Annotated in this window: 16 protein-coding genes; 9 read left to right on the top strand and 7 right to left on the bottom strand. The window is 67.6% G+C overall.

The window, feature by feature from the left end; genetic code table 11:
* Positions 1-233: 233 nt before the first annotated feature.
* From AC1DYP_RS18240 to AC1DYP_RS18225, 4 genes are read right to left on the bottom strand one after another with little or no spacing between them, the layout of a single operon-like run.
* The gene (locus AC1DYP_RS18240) at positions 234-1,070 is read right to left on the bottom strand and encodes a rhamnogalacturonan acetylesterase (protein WP_477047517.1); all 837 of its coding nucleotides are present in this window, start codon (positions 1,068-1,070) and stop codon (positions 234-236) included.
* A complete protein-coding gene (gene lldD, locus AC1DYP_RS18235; RefSeq protein WP_477047516.1) occupies positions 1,067-2,209 on the bottom strand; it encodes an FMN-dependent L-lactate dehydrogenase LldD in 1,143 nt (380 codons plus the stop codon). The genes AC1DYP_RS18240 and lldD overlap by 4 nt, the downstream gene beginning before the upstream one ends.
* A gap of 5 nt (positions 2,210-2,214) precedes the next feature.
* Positions 2,215-2,976, bottom strand: a complete 762-nt coding sequence (locus AC1DYP_RS18230; RefSeq protein WP_477047515.1) for an SDR family NAD(P)-dependent oxidoreductase — start codon at positions 2,974-2,976, stop codon at positions 2,215-2,217.
* A gap of 29 nt (positions 2,977-3,005) precedes the next feature.
* Positions 3,006-3,806, bottom strand: a complete 801-nt coding sequence (locus AC1DYP_RS18225) for an IclR family transcriptional regulator (protein WP_477036130.1) — start codon at positions 3,804-3,806, stop codon at positions 3,006-3,008.
* Positions 3,807-4,068: 262 nt separating this feature from the next.
* Here AC1DYP_RS18225 and rhmD point away from each other — a divergent pair, with 262 nt between their 5' ends.
* From rhmD to AC1DYP_RS18185, 8 genes are read left to right on the top strand one after another with little or no spacing between them, the layout of a single operon-like run.
* On the top strand, positions 4,069-5,247 hold the full coding sequence (rhmD, locus tag AC1DYP_RS18220; RefSeq protein WP_477047514.1) for an L-rhamnonate dehydratase: 1,179 nt from the start codon (positions 4,069-4,071) through the stop codon (positions 5,245-5,247).
* 21 nt (positions 5,248-5,268) lie between these two features.
* A complete protein-coding gene (locus AC1DYP_RS18215) occupies positions 5,269-6,132 on the top strand; it encodes a 2,4-didehydro-3-deoxy-L-rhamnonate hydrolase (RefSeq protein ID WP_477047513.1) in 864 nt (287 codons plus the stop codon).
* Entirely contained in the window at positions 6,129-6,881 is a 753-nt protein-coding gene (locus AC1DYP_RS18210; RefSeq protein ID WP_477036127.1) for an SDR family NAD(P)-dependent oxidoreductase, read from the top strand. Before AC1DYP_RS18215 ends, AC1DYP_RS18210 begins: the two co-directional genes overlap by 4 nt.
* A gap of 13 nt (positions 6,882-6,894) precedes the next feature.
* The gene (locus tag AC1DYP_RS18205) at positions 6,895-7,812 is read left to right on the top strand and encodes an amidohydrolase family protein (RefSeq protein WP_477047512.1); all 918 of its coding nucleotides are present in this window, start codon (positions 6,895-6,897) and stop codon (positions 7,810-7,812) included.
* Between the two features lie 28 nt (positions 7,813-7,840).
* Complete coding sequence (gene rhaM, locus AC1DYP_RS18200) at positions 7,841-8,170, top strand: L-rhamnose mutarotase (protein ID WP_477047511.1); 330 nt, start codon at positions 7,841-7,843, stop codon at positions 8,168-8,170.
* 2 nt (positions 8,171-8,172) lie between these two features.
* Entirely contained in the window at positions 8,173-11,973 is a 3,801-nt protein-coding gene (locus AC1DYP_RS18195) for a beta-galactosidase (RefSeq protein ID WP_477047510.1), read from the top strand.
* 59 nt (positions 11,974-12,032) lie between these two features.
* Positions 12,033-13,142 carry a beta-galactosidase BglB gene (gene bglB, locus AC1DYP_RS18190; RefSeq protein WP_477047509.1) on the top strand — a complete coding sequence of 370 codons (1,110 nt, stop codon included), beginning with the start codon at positions 12,033-12,035 and terminating at the stop codon, positions 13,140-13,142.
* A 54-nt stretch (positions 13,143-13,196) separates the two neighbouring features.
* Positions 13,197-14,771: an MFS transporter gene (locus AC1DYP_RS18185; RefSeq protein WP_477047508.1), complete on the top strand. Its 1,575-nt coding sequence runs from the start codon at positions 13,197-13,199 to the stop codon at positions 14,769-14,771.
* Positions 14,772-14,789: 18 nt separating this feature from the next.
* On the opposite strand, the gene AC1DYP_RS18180 is transcribed toward AC1DYP_RS18185, so the two are convergent.
* Positions 14,790-15,128, bottom strand: a complete 339-nt coding sequence (locus tag AC1DYP_RS18180; protein ID WP_477047507.1) for a YciI family protein — start codon at positions 15,126-15,128, stop codon at positions 14,790-14,792.
* A 140-nt stretch (positions 15,129-15,268) separates the two neighbouring features.
* Between AC1DYP_RS18180 and AC1DYP_RS18175 the strand changes: the two genes are divergently transcribed.
* Complete coding sequence (locus AC1DYP_RS18175) at positions 15,269-15,475, top strand: hypothetical protein (protein ID WP_477047506.1); 207 nt, start codon at positions 15,269-15,271, stop codon at positions 15,473-15,475.
* 222 nt (positions 15,476-15,697) lie between these two features.
* Here the strand turns inward: AC1DYP_RS18175 and AC1DYP_RS18170 are convergent, their stop codons facing one another.
* Positions 15,698-17,263: an alpha-N-arabinofuranosidase gene (locus AC1DYP_RS18170; RefSeq protein ID WP_477047505.1), complete on the bottom strand. Its 1,566-nt coding sequence runs from the start codon at positions 17,261-17,263 to the stop codon at positions 15,698-15,700.
* Positions 17,264-17,334: 71 nt separating this feature from the next.
* Positions 17,335-17,499, bottom strand: a 165-nt coding sequence (locus AC1DYP_RS18165) for a hypothetical protein (protein ID WP_477047531.1), incomplete at its 5' end; no start/stop codon positions are given.

Genomic DNA, 17,499 nt, shown 5'->3' with positions numbered 1-17,499 from the left:
GGATTTGAACCTCGGTTCCTTCCCTCCCCACACACGCACTCGCCCGTTCTTCCCCCATCCGGGCCAGCGGAGCACCCTCAGGTGCTCCGCTTTTCTTTTGGCTGAAGAACCAACCACGGTCCGTCTTCCCGGCGAAGGCCGGGATCCAGATTCAGCCTGAGCGGCTCGTGGGTTTCACCTGGGCCCCGGCCTTCGCCGGGGAGACGGAGGTAGGGTGCCGTCTGCGCGCTTGACTACCGCCCCAGGCAGCGCGGTCCGCCGAGGATCGGCTGGGCGCCGGTCGAGGCCGGATGGACGTAGGTCGAGACCGGCAGCTTCAGGAACGCCAAGCGCGCGGCCACCAGCGAGGCCGCCAGACGCGCCCCGCCCTCGTTGATGTGCGTGGTGTCGCTGATGCCCTGGGGATAGCGCGCGACGCCGTCCTGCGGGGTGTAGATCAGGTAGAAACCGCGCGAGCCCGCCTCGCCTCGCACCTGCTGGGCGCCCATCATGTCGGCGTCCAGGTCGATCAGCGGGGTGTTCGTGGCCCTGGCCACGTCGCGGACCGCCACGGCGTAGGCGCCGTGGGTCTCCTGGACCTGGTCATCGAGGAACACGTGCTTGGCGATCGGGGTCATCAGCACCGGCTGGCCGCCCTTGGCGCGGACGTCGGCGACGAAGCGGGTCAGGTTGTCGGTATAGGCGCCCTTGGGATCGGTGAAGCGGACGATCTTCACCCGGTCGGCGTCGTTGTGGCCGAAGGCGATCATCACGGTGTCGCCGGGCTGGACCTTCTCCAGCAGCCCGGTCCACAGACCCTCTTCGATGAAGGTCTTGGTCGAGCGGCCGCCGCGCGCCAGGTTCACCACCTCGACGCGGGGATCCAGCGAGCACTTCAGCACCATGCCCCAGCCCATCTGCGGATAGGCCGAGGCGCCGTAGTTGGCGGCGGTGGAGTCGCTGGCGATCAGGATGCGGGCGACCGGCGCGGCCATCGGCGGCGGCGGGGGCACGGCGGTGAGGTCCGGCGACGGCGCGCCCGGCGCCGACTGGACCAACGCCAGGGCGGCGACCAGCGACGCCAGGCTCATCGCTCGACCTTCGCCAGGATGGAGCGATCGATCTGGTCCAGGGTGTTGACGCCGGTCAGGGCCATGGCCACGCGCATTTCCTTCTCGATCAGGTCCAGCAGCTGGCTGACGCCCGGCCCGCCGCGCGCCGCCAGGGCGTAGACCCAGGCCCGGCCCAGCAGGACGCCCTTGGCGCCCAGGGCCAGCATCCGCACCACGTCCAGGCCCGAGCGCACGCCGCTGTCGGCCAATACGGTCAGGCGGTCGCCCACCGCCTCGGCGATGTCCGGCAGGGCGCGGGCCGAGGACAGCACCCCGTCCAGCTGCCGGCCGCCGTGGTTGGACACCACGATGCCGTCCGCGCCGATGTCGGCGGCGGCCTTGGCGTCTTCCGGATCGAGCACGCCCTTGATGATCAGCGGGCCCTTCCAGAGGTCGCGGATCCACTCCAGGTCCTTCCACTGGATCGAGGGGTCGAAGTTCGCCCCCAGCCAGCCCATGAAGTCTTCCAGGCCCGAGTTCTCGCCCAGCACCGGCGCGACGTTGCCCAGGGTATGCGGTCGGCCCATCACGCCGACGTCCCAGGCCCACGCGGGCTTGAAGGCCGCCTGCACCAGCCGGCGCATGGCCGCGTTGGGGCCGCTCATGCCGGAGTGGGCGTCGCGATAGCGGGCGCCGGGCACGGGCATGTCGACGGTGAACACCAGGGCCGTGGCCCCCGCGTCGGCCGCCTTGGCCAGCAAGTCGCGCATGAAGGCCCGGTCGCGCAGCACGTAGAGCTGGAACCAGATCGGCGTCGGGCTGGCCTTGGACACTTCAGCCAGGTCGCAGACCGAGACGGTCGACAGGCAGAACGGCACGCCCTTGGCGGCGGCGGCCTTGGCGGCCTGGCACTCGCCGCGCCGGGCGTACATGCCCGTCAGCCCCACCGGGGCCAGGGCGACCGGCAGGGCCTGGTAGTGGCCGAACAAGGTGGTCGACAGGTCGGCCTGGGAGACGTCCTTCAGCACCCGCTGGCGGAGGCTGAGGTCGGCCAGGTCCGAGACGTTGCGGGCCAGGGTCCGCTCGGCATAGGCGCCGCCGTCGATATAGTCGAACAGGAAGCGGGGCAGCTTGCGCCGCGCCGCCTCACGGAAGTCCGTGGTGGACGAGACGATCATCGCCGCTATTGCAGATTCACGAACGCGCCGCCGTCGACCAGCAGGGCCGCGCCGGTCACGTACTTTGCCAGGTCCGAGGCCAGGAAGACGATCGGCCCGGCCAGATCGTCGGGCTCGCCCAGGCGGCCCAGCGGGATGCGGCCGGCCATGTATTCGCGCTTGGCGACGTCGGCCAGGTCTTCCTTGTTGATCGCCGTCTCGATGGTGCCCGGCAGCACCGAGTTGCAGCGGATGCCGTACTTGCCCAGCGCGATGGCGGTCGATTGCATCAGGCTGTGCACGCCGGCCTTGGTCGGGGTGTAGTGGGTCTGCATGCCGCCGCCGACCAGGGCGCTGATCGAGCTGACGGCGATGATCGCCCCGCCGTCGCCCTGCCTGACCATCTGGTTGGCCGCCGCCTGCACCATGTAGTAGGCGCCGAACAGGTTGACCTTCATCGTCCGCTCCATGACCTCGGGCGGCATGTCGAGGAAGGCGTGGAACGGGCAGATGCCGGCGTTGTTGACGAACACGTCGACCCGGCCGAACGCCGCGACGGCGGCGTTGACGAAGGCCTGGGCGGTGGCGACCTCGGCCACGTCGCCCTTCACGGCGATGGCGCGGCGGCCCAAGGCTTCGATCTGGGCGACGGCGTCGGCCGCGCCGGCTTCGTCGGAATGATAGTTGATCGCCACGTCCGCGCCATGCTGCGCGCAGCCGATGGCGGCCGCCTTGCCGATCCCCTGCGAGGCGCCGGTCACCAGCACCACCTTGTCCTTCAGAAGCATCGTTCCTCCACTATGTACTTGTCAGCGGCCTAGCGTTTCGCGGCCGCCCTCTTCTCGTTCCAGCCCAGCTCGACGCCGATGGCGTTGGCGCACTGGCGCACGGTCTCGGTCAGGTCGGCCATGCGCGCGTCGTCCATGTACTGGGCGGCGCCCGAGACGCTGATGGCCGCGACGATCGCGCCGCTGGGGCCGCGGATCGGGGCGGCGACGCAGCGGATGCGGTCCTCGTTCTCTTCGAGGTCGTAGGCCACGCCGCGCTTGGAATAGTCACGCATCCAGGCGATCCACTGCTCTTCGTCGGGACCGTGCTCCGAGCGCGGACCTTCCTTGCGATAGAGCTCGCGCCAACGCTCCTCGGTCTCGTCCAGCACCAGGGCCTTGCCCAGGCCGGTCGAGCGGATCGGCTGGCGGTCGCCGACGCGCGAGCTGATGTTGATCCGCCTACGCCCGGTAAGCTTGTCCAGATAGTGGGCGCGGTCGTCTTCCATCACGCCCAGGTGGACGGTGTCCTCCAGCTCTTCCCACAGCCGCTCGAGATGCGGGCGGGCCAGGCGCGGCAGGTCCATCTGCTGGCCGGCCAGATAGCCCAGCTCCAGCAGCTTGGAGCCCAGGCTGTAGCCTTCGCGCGGGGTCTGGGCCAGCAGCCGGCGCTCGACCAGGGCGGTCGCCAGGCGGTGAGTCGTGCTGCGGGTCAGGCCCAGGCGCTGGGCCAGGGCGGGCAGGCCGATGGTGCCGGAATCGGCGACCACGTCGAGCAGGTCCAGGCCCCGGAACAGCGTCTGGCTGCCGCTGGGCGCCTTGCCGCCGGCACTGTCTTCCTTGGCTGCCACTGAGGCTCCCCTTGACGCGTCACGTTTCATTTTGTAGCACTCTCTCTCATAATATGGTACCTAGCGCAAGCGGCGAAGGCGACGATCCGGTCACCGAAAGTCAGGGCGCGCCACCGTGTCATAGGACGTCCCGGGGAGGTAGGCGCGGCCGCTCAAGGTTTCGCCAAGCATGTCGAAGGCCTTTGCCTCGCGATAAGCCCTCCTCTTCCTTTAAGTTGATCGCTTCCTCTTAGGAAGTGTCGGGCTGGAGCTGGTTTTTCCCATGCCGTTTCCCCTCATCAAGGCGGTTCGCGCCTATGTCGTCCGCGGCGGCGGGGCCGACTATCACGATCAGGGCGAAGGCCACTGGATCGACGACCACATCGCCACCCCGATGTCGCGCTATCCGGAGTATCGCCAGAGCCGCCAGAGCTTCGGCATCAACGTGTTGGGCACGCTGGTCGTCGAGATCGAGGCCGCCGACGGCACGATCGGCTTCGCGGTGACCACCGGCGGCGAGCCCGCCGCCTACATCGTCGAAAAGCACCTGGCTCGCTTCCTGGAAGGTCGCGATCCCGCCGAGATCGAGAAGATCTGGGATCAGATGTACTTCTCCACCCAGTACTACGGCCGCAAGGGCCTGGTCGTGAACGCCCTGTCGGGCGTGGACCTGGCGCTGTGGGACCTGCTGGGCAAGCTGCGTCAGGAGCCGGTCTATCATCTGCTGGGCGGCAAGGTTCGCGACGAGCTGACCTTCTACGCCACCGGCGCGCGGCCCGACCTGGCCCAGAAGATGGGCTTCATCGGCGGCAAGATGCCCCTGCACCACGGCCCGGCCGAGGGCGAGGAAGGCCTGCGCAAGAACCTCGAAGAACTGGCCACCATGCGCGAGCGCACTGGCGAGGACTTCTGGCTGATGTTCGACTGCTGGATGGCGCTGGACCTGAACTACGCCACCAAGCTGGCCCACAAGGCCCACGAGTATGGACTGAAGTGGATCGAAGAGGCGCTGAGCCCCGACGACTACTGGGGCTATCGCGACCTGAAGAAGAACGCCCCCAAGGGCATGCTGGTCACCACCGGCGAGCACGAGGCCACCCGCTGGGGCTTCCGCATGCTGCTGGAGATGGAGTGCTGCGACATCATCCAGCCCGACGTCGGCTGGTGCGGCGGCATGACCGAGCTGGTGAAGATCTCCAACCTCGCCGACAGCCGCGGCGTGATGTGCATCCCGCACGGCTCGAGCGTCTACAGCTACCATTTCGTCACCACGCGCCATAACAGCCCGTTCGCCGAGTTCCTGATGATGGCCCCCAAGGCCGACGAGGTGGTGCCGATGTTCCACCCGCAGCTGATCGGCGAGCCCGTGCCGGTGAACGGCAAGCTGAAACTCTCCGACGCCCCCGGCTTCGGCGTCGAACTCAATCGCGAGGTCGGTCTGCACCGGCCTTACGCCCGCTAAATCCCCCGAAAGACTAGACCCATGAAACTGCTCCGTTACGGCCCCCGCGGCGCCGAAAAGCCCGGCCTCCTCGACGCCGACGGCAAGATCCGCGACCTGTCGGGCGTGGTGTCCGACATCACCGGCGCCGAGCTGTCGCCCGCCAGCCTCAAGAAGCTGGCCGCGATCGACCCCAAGTCGCTGCCGCTGGTCGAGGGCTCGCCCCGTTACGGCGTGCCTGTCAACGGCGTCAGCAAGTTCATCGCCGTGGGCCTGAACTTCGCCGACCACGCCGCCGAGTCGAACCTGCCGATCCCCGAGGAGCCGGTGCTGTTCACCAAGGCTGTCAGCTGCCTGACCGGCCCGAACGACCCGGTGATGATCCCCAAGGGTTCGCTGAAGACCGACTGGGAAGTCGAGCTGGGCGTCGTGATCGGTTCGCGCGCCTGCTACGTCTCGGAAGCCGAGGCCCTGGACCACGTCGCCGGCTACGTGCTGATCAACGACGTCTCCGAGCGCGCCTTCCAGATCGAGCGCGGCGGCACCTGGGACAAGGGCAAGGGCTGCGACACCTTCGGTCCGGTCGGCCCCTGGATGGTCACCTCGGACGAAGTGGGCGACCCGCAGAACCTGGGCATGTGGCTGGACGTCAACGGCCAGCGCAAGCAGGACGGCTCGTCCAAGACCATGATCTTCCCGATCAGCAAGCTGGTCTCCTACATCAGCGAGTTCATGACCCTGGAGCCGGGCGACCTGATCACCACCGGCACGCCGCCCGGCGTCGGCATGGGCCAGAAGCCGCAGCCCGTCTATCTGAAGGCCGGCGACCAGATCCGCCTGGGCATCGAGAAGCTGGGCGAGCAACGCCAGATCGTCGTCGCCTGGTCGAAGGAAGGCGTCGCGTGAGCACTGTCTACCCCAATCGTTTCGCCGGTCGGACCGCCGTCATCACCGGCGGCGCCTCGGGCCTGGGCAAGGCCGTGGCCGCGCGCATCGTCGCCGAGGGCGGCGAGGTCTCGCTGTGGGATCTCGACGCCGAAGGCCTGAAGGCCGCCGCCGCCGAGGTGGGCGCCAAGCACGTCGTCGCCCTGGACGTCTCCGACCAGGCGGCCGTCTCGGCCGCCGCCAAGGCCGCCAACCAGGCCCTGGGCCGGATCGACGTCCTGGTCGCCTCGGCCGGCATCACCGGCGCCACCGCCCCGGTCCACGAGTACCCGCTCGACAGCTGGCGGCGGGTGATCGACATCAACCTCAACGGCCTGTTCTACTGCTGCCGCGAGGTCGCGCCGTTCATGATCGCCAACGGCTACGGCCGGATCGTCAACGTCGCCTCGGTGGCCGGCAAGGAAGGCAATCCCAACGCCAGCGCCTATTCGGCGTCGAAGGCGGGCGTGATCGGCCTGACCAAGTCGCTGGGCAAGGAACTGGCCACCAAGGGCGTGATCGCCAACGCCCTGACCCCGGCCACGTTCGAGAGCCCGATCCTGGAACAGCTGCCCAAGAGCCAGGTCGACTACATGCGCGGCAAGATCCCGATGGGCCGCCTGGGTGAGATCCACGAGAGCGCGGCCATGGTCTGCTTCATGGCCAGCGAAGAGTGCTCGTTCACGACGGCTTCGACCTTCGACACCTCCGGCGGCCGCACCACGTTCTAGGGAAAGCGGAGCGATGACCTATCTCGGCCCGATCATCGACCCGCACATGCACCTGTGGGACCTGGACCAGCATTACTACAGCTGGCTCCAGGACACCCCGCTGCCGAACAATCCGGCCGGCGACATGTCGCCGATCGCTTACCGCTCCTATGGGCTCGATGACTATCTGGCCGACACCGCCGGCTGGAACGTCGTCCAGACCGTCCACGTCGAGTGCGGCCTGCCGCCCAAGGACCAGCTGTCGGAGACTGACTGGCTGCAGTGCCTTGCCGATACCCGAGGGGTGGTCGGCGGCATCGTGGCCGGCGCCAATCTGGACGATCCCGGCGTCGAGCCGCTGCTCGAGGCCCACGCGGCGCGGGCCAATGTTCGCGGCATCCGCCAGATCGTCAACTGGCACGCCGACCCGGCCAAGACCTACGGCCCGCGCGATCTGCTGCTGGATCCGCAGTGGCGGCAAGGCTACGCCCTGCTGGCCAGGTACGGCCTGTCGTTCGACCTGCAGCTCTATCCCTCGCAGATGGCGACGGCCGCCGCCCTGGCCGGCGCGAACCCGGACGTCCCGGTGATCGTCAACCACGCCGGCATGCCTACCGACCGCGACGACGCCGGGCTGAAGGCCTGGCGCGACGGCCTGGCCCTGCTGGCCCAGCGGCCCAACGTCAGCTGCAAGATCTCGGGCCTGGCCATGATCGACCGGACCTGGACCGTCGACAGCCTGCGCCCCTACGTGCTGCAGGTCATCGAAACCTTCGGCCCCAACCGCTGCATGTTCGCCAGCAACTTCCCGGTCGAGAAGGTGCACGGGTCGTTCGGCGGCTTCTACGAGGCCTATGACGCGATCACGGCGGACTTCGGCGAGGCCGAGCGGGCCCTGCTGTTCGGCGGAACAGCCGCCCGCGTCTACCGCCTGCCGCCGCCCACCACCTGAACCACAAAAGCAAAAACGGGAGGACACGATGAGCATCCAGGACCGGCCCCTCGCCTTCCGCATGCAGCTCAAGGCCGGCGTCGCCGCCGAGTACGAGCGCCGTCACGACGAACTGTGGCCCGACCTGGCCGCCGCCCTGCGCGACGCGGGCATCCACGACTATTCGATCTTCCTGGACGAAGGGACCATGAGCCTCTTCGCCGTGCTGCGCCTGCGCCCCGACAACAAGAAGGACGCCCTGCCGTTGCAGCCGGTGATGAAGCGCTGGTGGGACTACATGGCCGACCTGATGGAGGTCCACCCGGACAACAAGCCCGTCGAATGGCCGCTGAAGCCCGTTTTCTACTTCGAGGGCTGAGGATGACCCGTCCGTTCCTCCGCGCCCTGAGCCTGGCCACGGCCCTGCTGGCGACCACCGCCTTTGTCGAGCCGGTCTGGGCCGAGCCCGTGCGCTACACGATGACGGCGTTCACCAACGCCAGCCAGTCGAACATGAGCGTCTACGACTCGGCGGACGGGACCCGGTTCACGCTGAAGAAGCCGCTGGCCTACACCCCGCCCAAGGGCCTGATCCGCGATCCCAGCGTGATCAAGCACACCGACGGCTGGTACTATGTCGCCTACACCACCGGCTGGGCCGGAAACACGATCGGCCTGGCCCGCAGCCGGGACCTGACCGACTGGACCTTCCTGCGCGACGTCACTGTCGAAGTCCCCGGCGCGACCAACAGCTGGGCGCCGGAATGGTTCGTCGACCAGGACGGGTCGGTGAACCTGATCCTGTCGGTCTCGACCACCGGCCAGCAGGGCAGCTTCCAGCCCTATCGCATCACCGCGACCGACGCCTCGCTGGCGGCCTGGAGCGCGCCCAAGCCGCTGGCCGGCCTGGGCCCCAACTTCATCGACACCTTCGTGGTGCGCGAGGGCGGGCTCTACAACGCCTTCGCCAAGAACGAGACCAGCAAGTTCGTCGAGCTCTACACCGCCCCCTCGCTGGACGGGCCGTGGCAACCGAAGGGCTCGGGCGACTGGGCCGGCTGGGGCAGGTTCCTGGAAGGCCCCGCCCTGACCCGCGCCCCCGACGGCGCCTGGCGGATCTATTTCGACGAGTACATGTCCAAGCGGTACTGGTACTCCGACAGCAAGGACGGCTTCCGCACCTGGACGCCCAAGACCGAGCTGCCGGAACTTTCCGGCACGGTGCGTCACTTCACGGTGCTGAAGGAAGGCGGCGATCAGGCGGTCGCGGCCAAGCCCGCCGAAGCCCACAAGGTCACCTGGGACAAGTACTCGCTGAAGGTCGACGACCAGCGCGTCTTCTCGTGGGGCGGCGAGTTCCACCCCTTCCGCGTGCCCAGCCCCGACCTGTGGCGCGACATCCTCCAGAAGATGAAGGCCAGCGGCTACAACACCGTCGCCATCTATTTCGACTGGGGCTACCACTCGCCCAAGCAGGGGGTCTACGACTTCAACGGCGTGCGCGACATGGATCGCGTGCTGACCATGGCCAAGGAGGAAGGCCTCTACGTCATCACCCGCGCCGGGCCCTATGTGAACGCCGAGCTGACGCGCGGCGGCTTTCCGGGCTGGATGGTCAACCAGCAGGCCCGGGCCCGCACCGACGCCCCGGAATACATCACGGCCGCCGACGAGTGGCTGACCCGGATCAACGCCGTGATCGCCCGCCACCAGCTGACCACCGGCCAGGGCACGGTGATCGCCCACCAGATCGAGAACGAGCTCGACGTCGTCGGCGCCCCGCAGCAGCGCTACATGCAGTGGCTGTACGACAAGGCCAAGGCCGACGGCATCACCGTCCCGATCTTCCACAACGACAAGGGCCGCAACGGCTATTGGGTGCCTAAGGACTCCAAGGTCCCCGGCACGGTCGAGGGACCTAACGACCTCTACGCCTTCGACGGCTATCCGGGCGGCAGCTGCAAGGTCGACTCCACCCCGTCCAGCCCCGGCGTCGCGCCGGACTGGGGCCTGTACGGTCCCGGCGGCTCCAAGGGCGGCGCCTCGGCCAGCCCCAACACGCCCGGCTTCGCGGCCGAGTTCGGCGGCGGCTGGTTCGACTACTGGGGCAGCAATGGCGACTACGACTGCACCGCGCTGCATCGCGGCGTCGGCTACCAGCGGGTGTTCTACGCGACCAACATCGCCAACGGCATCACGCTGCAGAGCTTCTACATGACCTATGGCGGCACCTCGTGGGGCTGGCTGCCGGCCCCGGTGGTGTTCACCTCGTACGACTACGGCTCGGCGATCGACGAGACCCGGGGCCTGCGCGACAAGATCCGCGTGATGAAGCAGATGGGCGAGTTCATCAACGCCGTGCCCGACATCCGCCGCATGGACAAGGGCGAGGCCGTCGCCCCGTCGAACGACAAGGTCCGCGTCTATCACAACGTCAATTCGGAGACCGGCAGCCACCTCTATGTGGTGGTCCATAACCCCAGCAGCGCCACCGGCGACGAGGCCTTCACCTTCAAGGTGAAGACCCGCGACGGCGAGTACGTGGTCCCCTCGCGGATCAAGGGCCAGGACAGCAAGATGCTGATGGCCAGCTACGACCTGGGCGGCCAGCGGCTGGTCTATTCGACGTCCGAGATCCAGACGCACCTGAAGTGGAACGACGGCGACCTGGCCCTGCTCTACGGCCGCGCCGGCGAGGCGGGCGAGACGGTGCTGCGCTACCCGTCCACCCCGAACGTTCAGATCATCGAGGGCGACGTCGTTCCGCACTTCGACGCCGTCAAAGGCGATCTGAAACTCACCTACACCCACAAGGGCCTGGCCCGGGTGCGGATCACCGGCGGCGGCCGCCCGCCCCTGACCCTGCTGCTGGCCGACGCCGAGACTGGCCAGACCTTCTGGCGCCGCGACACCGTGCTGGTGCGCGGCCCGGGCCTGGTGCGCGGCGACGCGACCAAGGGCGGCGTGCTCAGCCTGACCGGCGACACCGAGACCGACAGCCCGCTGGAGGTCTTCGCCCCCAAGGCCGTGACGTCCATCCGCTGGAACGGCGCCAAGGTCGCGACCAAGGCCACCGCCTCGGGCAGCCTGCTGGCCGACAAGCCGCTGGCCGGTCCGGCGGCGGTGACCGTGCCCGACCTCGCCACGCTCGACTGGAAGACCGCCCCCGGCACGCCCGAGGCCGATCCCAAGTTCGACGACGCCGCCTGGCTGAAGACCGAAGGTCGCCGCAGCGGCTCGACCGTGCGCGGTCCTACAGGCCAGCCGGCGCTCGATATGAGCGCCTACGGCTTCCACCAGGGCGACGTCTGGTATCGCGGCCGCTACACCGCCAAGCCCGACATCGACACCCTGACCCTGCACTACGGCGGCGGCGGCGCGGGCATGCTGCAGGTCTGGCTGGACGGCCGCTTCCTAGGCCAGCACGAGCTGGACGGCGGCCTGCCGCGCCCGATCACCACGGGCGTCGCCAGCTTCAAGCTGCCGGAAGACCTGCGAGGCGCCGGCGAGCACGTGATCTCGGTGATGGTCCGCAACAACGGCCACAACTGGGACCTGGACGCCGACGACTTCCACAAGGAGGCCCGGGGCCTGATCTCGGCCTCGCTGTCCAGCCCGACCAGCTACAGCTTCGCCGTGCCGATCGCCTGGAAGATTCAGGGCAATCTGGGCGGCGAGGACATCCAGGACCCGGTGCGCGGCAACGCCAACAACGGCGGCCAGTACGGCGAGCGGATGGGCTGGCATCTGCCCGGCTTCCCCGACGCGACCTGGATCAAGGCAGACATGGGGACCAAGGCCGACATGGCCGCCACCAAGCCCGCCGCCGGCACGACCTGGTATCGCACCCGCTTCGACCTGAACCTGCCCAAGGACCAGGACACCACCCTGGGGCTGACGATCGGCGACCCCACCGTCCCGCGCTCGCCGGGCCGCTACCGGGTGCTGATCTTCGTCAACGGCTGGAACATGGGCCAGTTCATCGCCAATGTCGGACCGCAGCGGACCTTCGTTCTGCCGCCCGGCATCGTCGACCTGCACGGCAAGAACACCCTGGCCCTGGCCGTGACCAGCGACGGCGCCCCCGGCGACGCCCTGGAGACGGTGAAACTCGTAAGCCTGCGCACCGTGCGCGGCGGCATCCCCGTCGCCCGCGTCCCCGCGCCCGATTTCAAACCCTGAACTCTACCTTGCTTGGGCGCTCCCCCGCCCGAGCCAAGACTTTCCAAGGAGACTACCCCGTGCCCAATCTCGCTCACGGCCTCGAGGCCAAGGACATCAAGGCCAAGATCGCCCTGCTGATCAGCAATCTGGTCGACATCCAGGACGAGACCGGCGAGTTCCTGCTGCGCCTCGACGACGGCCGCGTCATCGACACCAAGGGCTGGAACGACTGGGAATGGACCCACGGCGTGGGCCTGTACGGCCTGTGGAAGCAGTACGAGATGACCGCCGATCCGCGGGCGTTCGAGATCATGACCCAGTGGTTCGCCGACCGCTTCGAGGCCGGCACCCCGACCAAGAACATCAACACCGTCTCGCCGTTCCTGACCCTGGCCTATCTGTACGAGGCCACCGGCGACCACACCTACCTGCCCTATCTCGAAACCTGGGCCGACTACGTGATGTACGAGGGTCCGCGCACCGAGGAAGGCGGCTTCCAGCACATCGTCTTCAACAGTGAGAACCCCCAGCAGCTGTGGGACGACACGCTGATGATGAGCGTCCTGCCGCTGGCCAAGATCGGCCTGCTGCTGGGCCGCGACGACTTCGTCGAGGAGGCCAAGCGCCAGTTCATGGTGCACGTGAAGTACCTGGCCGACCGCAAGACCGGCATGTGGTTCCACGGCTGGACCTTCGAGGGCCGGCATAACTTCGCCGACGCCCTGTGGGCCCGCGGCAACTGCTGGGTGACGATCGCCATCCCGGAATTCATCGAGCTCTTGGACCTCAAGCCCGGCGACGCCCTGCGCGACTTCCTGATCGACACGCTGGAAGCCCAGATCAAGGCCCTGGCCCGCTATCAGGACCCGGCCACCGGTCTGTGGCACACCCTCGTCGACGACAAGACCTCGTACCTGGAAGCCTCGGCCACGGCCGGCTTCGCCTACGGCGTGCTGAAGGCCGTGCGCAAGCGCTACGTCGGTCGCGAGTACCAGGAGCTGGGCGTCAAGGCGCTGAAGGGCGTCCTGGCCAACATCGACGACAAGGGCGAGCTGCAGCAGGTGTCGTTCGGCACCCCGGTGTTCGACACCCTGCAGGGCTACAAGGACATCCCCCTGACCTCGATGCCCTACGGCCAGTCCCTGGCCATCCTGGCCCTGGGCGAGTTCCAGCGCGCCTTCATCTAAAGCGCCGCCCAGCGTCGGGCTGGGTCCCTTCCATCAGTCGGAAAGATACGCAAAATGGCGACGCCGGAACCTCGCAAACCCTCCTGGATCAACTACTGGGGCTGGGGTTCCGGCGACATGCTGGGAGCCGGCGCGCAAGCCGTCATCACCGGCTGGCTGGCCTACTTCTTCATCACCTTCTGCGGCCTGTCGGCGGTCGAGACCGGCCTGATCCTGGGCCTGCCCCGGCTGCTGGAGGCGATCACCTGCCCGCTGATCGGCTACATCTCGGACAACCTGCGCCACACCTGGATCGGGCGGCGGATCGGGCGGCGCAAGATCTTCCTGATCCTGACCATCCCGCTGCTGCCCAGCTTCGCCCTGATCTTCGTCACGGGCCAGACGTTCGCCTACTACCTGGTGACGTTCATCTTCTTCGAGTTCCTCTACACGATGTTCCTGATCCCGTGGGAAACCCTCGCGGCGGAAATGACCAAGGATTACAAGGAGAAGGCCAAGTTCGCTGGCGCGCGGATGCTGATCGCCCAGAGCTCGGCGATCCTGGCGTCCTACCTGCCGACCCTGATCATCAACCACTTCGGCGGCAAGGATTCGTCGGGCACCTTCCTGATCATGGCCGCGATCTTCGGCGGGCTGTTCAGCCTGGTCGTGCTGCTGGTCGTGCTGTTCACCTGGGAGCGGCCCTACACCGAGGCGGAAAAGCTGATCCAGCCCGAGCCCATGGACTGGGCCAAGGCGGCGCTGATCCCGGTCAACATGTTCCGCGACCTGTTCTCGACCCTGCGCATCAAGGCCTTCCGCCAGCACCTGAGCCTCTATCTAGGCGGCTACATCTCGCAGGACATCTTCAACACCGCCTTCCCGCTATTCGTGGCGACGGTGATGATGGGGGCCACCCTGGTGATCTCCCAGCTGATGACCACCATGTACGTCGCCCAGCTGATCTCGGTGATGATCGCCATCAATGTGGTCATCCGCACCGGTCCGACCGTCGCCTACCGCCTGGCCATCAGCTCCGTCGGCGCGGCCCTGCTGCTGTTCCTGGCCTTCTACATGATCAAGCCGGCGGGCTTCGCCGAGGGCCTGACGGCGATGGGCGGCAACCTGTTCAGCGCCGCCAACCCCATGGTGCTGTTCTGGCTGTTCGTGCCGATCATCCTGGCGGGCCTGGGCCGCGGCACGCTGAACTTCGTGCCCTGGAGCGTCTACAACTACCTGCCCGACATCGACGAGGCGGTCACAGGCCAGCGCCGCGAGGGCATCTTCGCCGGAGTGATGACCTTCGTGCGCAAGATCGCCCAGTCCGGGGCCATCCTGGTCACCACCTCGCTGATCGGCCTGGGGGGCTATGTCTCCGCCGACAAGGCCCACCCCGGCGTGGCCGTGGTCCAGTCTCCCGAGGCGGTGCGCGCCGTGGTGCTGGTGATGGTGGGCGGGCCGATCCTGGTGATGCTGTGGGGCCTTTGGATGTCCTGGTCCTTCCGCCTCAACGCCAGGACCCACGAGGTCCTGATCCACGAGGTCGAGCGCCTGCGGGCCGGCGAGACGCAGGCCGAGAGCGAGGAGTCCAAGCAGATCGTCGAGAACCTGACCGGCTGGCGCTTCGAGCGCCTGTGGGGGCGCGGCTAGAGCCGCGCCCTCAAGCGCCTACCCCTGACCGGGGATCGGCAGGCGTTCCATGATCTCCACCGAGTCCCCGGGGAAGATCGCGAAGTGGGGGTGGTTCTCGAACATGGCCGCCGCCGCCTCGTGGGACTCGGCCTGGACTATGATGTAGCCGGCGACCCGGTTGCGGATGTCGCTGACGCCGTCGGCCGCCGTCTTCTTGGTCTTGCCCACCGGGCCGCCGTGGTCGATCACCGCCCCGGCGTGGTCGGCCATCCACTGGCCCCAGGCGGCCATGCCCTTGTCCTTGGTCTCGTCGTCGATCGTGCTGGGATCCATCGGGGCGTCGGAGCCCATGTAGAGGGCCAGGAACGTCTTCATCGCCATCTCCCTTGGTCGGCGGGCTCCCCTTTCGCGGGGATTGGGCGGAGCCTAGCGCCTTCCTCGCGACAGGAGACATGAAAGATTGGCGAAGTAGCCAAGCCGACTAATACTCAGACAAATAGCCGAGGGAGGATCGGATGGCGCCGTCGAGACTGGGCCTGAAGCTGGCCTCGGCTGGAGGCCCGGTAGGACGGCAAGTGGGTGGAGGTGGCCAAGGCCCCCGCCCCGCTGGCCAACGGCGTGGACCGCACGACCTGGCGCCGATCACGAAGACGAAGCTGCGGGCGGTGTTCGATCTCACGCCGGGCAAGGACATGCGGCTGATCGAGATGAAGGTGTTCTAGGGCCTCCATCCGATCCGCTCCCTCAACGCCCGTCATCCTCGGGCTTGTTCCGAGGACCCCTGCTTCAACCGCGAAGAAGGATGATCCGTGGGACAGCGAGATCGCGACCAAACATCGAGCGGCAGCGAGGCGGAACGAGGGGTCCTCGGAACAAGTCCGAGGATGACGGACGTGGGTTGAATCGATGGGGACATGCGCATGCGCATGTCCCCATCAGAAGCCCTAGTTCAGATCCAGCACGACCACCGACTTGCTCGGCAGGGTCGCGGTCAGGGTGTCGCCCTTGATCGAGGCCGCCGTGAAGGCCGCCGGCTTCACCGCGTTCGGGGCCTCGAAGGTGTTGTGGGCGCTCATGGTCGGGGCCGTCAGCACCCGGCCCTTGGCGGTCTTGCCGCTCACGCCCGAGAGCTTGACCGTCACCGTCGCCGACTTGTTCGGATCCAGGTTCACCAGCGCCAGGTGGACCACGCCGGCGGTGTCCTTGCCGGCCGAGGCGCTGACCGCCGGAACGCTGGACTTACCCATCGTATAGGCCGGACTGTTCAGCTCGACCGGCAGCGAGGTCGCGCCCTGGAACGGCTTATACAGGTCGTAGACCCAGTAGGTCGGGGTCAGGACCATCTTGTCCTTGTCGGTCAGGATCATCGCCTGCAGCACGTTGACCATCTGGGCGATGGCCGTCAGCCGCACCCGATCGGCGTGCTTGTGGAAGATGTTCAGCGTCGCGCCGGCCGCCACCGCGTCGCGCATGGTGTTCTGCTGGTACAGGAAGCCCGGATTGGTGCCAGGCTCGACGTCGTGCCAGATGCCCCACTCGTCGACGGCCAGGCCGACCCGCTTCTTCGGATCGTACTTGTCCATGATGGCGGTGTGCTTGGTGATCAGCTCTTCCATGCGCAGGGCCTGGAACATGGTGTCGGCCCAGACCTGTTCGTCGAACTGGGTGGCCGAGCCCTTGTTCTCCCATTTGCCGCTGGGGATCGTATAATAGTGGACGCTGATCTGATCCATGTTCTTGGCCGCGCCGGCCATCAGGGTCTCGGTCCAGCTGTAGTCGTCGCTGTTGGCGCCGCCGGCGATCTTCTCGGTCTTCGTCCCCTTCGGCACCCGGATGAACTCGGCGAAGTTGCGGTAGAGGTCGGTATAGTGGGCCGCCGTCATCTGGCCGCCGCAGCCCCAGTTCTCGTTGCCGACCCCGAAGTAGTCGAGTTTCCAGGGCTTATCGCGGCCGTTGGCGCGGCGCATGTTGGCGATCGTCGAACTGGTCGGCGAGACCATGTACTCGACCCACTCGGCCATTTCCTGCGGCGAGCCGGTGCCGACATTGCCGGCGACATAGGTCTTGGCGCCGATCAGCTCGGCGAACTCCATGAACTCGTTGGTGCCGAAGCTGTTGGGCTCCTCGACACCGCCCCAGACGACATTGACCTTGGTCGGGCGCTTGTCGCGCGGGCCCACGCCCTCGCGCCAGTGATAGTCGTCGGCGAAGCAGCCGCCGGGCCAGCGGACCAGCGGCACCTTGATGGCTTTCAGGGCTTCGACCACGTCGGTGCGATAGCCCTTGGTGTTGGGGATCTTGCTGTCCTCGCCGACCCACACGCCCTCGTAGATGCCGTGCCCCAGGTGCTCGGCGAACTGGCCGTAGACTTCGGGCTGGATCACCGGACCGGGCTGGTCGGCGCGCAGGATGGCGGTGACGGCGGTCTGGGCCGCGGCGGCTCCCGCGCCCATCAGGGCGGCGGTGGCCAAACCGGCGACGAGCGCGTGCTTCAGCGTGGTCAGCTTCACGTGATTTCTCCCTAGGCTCGCCGTTTGTCGGCGTTGGTCTTGGTTCGGATGTCGGGGCGGCGCCCCGAGCTCTAGTGGTTGTCGCGGGGCAGGCCCTTGGTCTGGGCGATGCGCTGGTACTTGACCGCCGGTTCCAGGACCGCGCCGGTCTCCATCTGGCCGACGATGGCCCGCTGGATCTCCTGCCAGGGCGTCTGGCTTTCCGGATATTTGTAGCCGCCGGCCGCCTCCAGCGC

The sequence above is a fragment of the Caulobacter sp. P1_D6 genome, from assembly GCF_056406095.1.
Note: the sequence above shows the minus strand (reverse complement) of the source record. Positions and strands in the feature narration are given on the sequence as shown.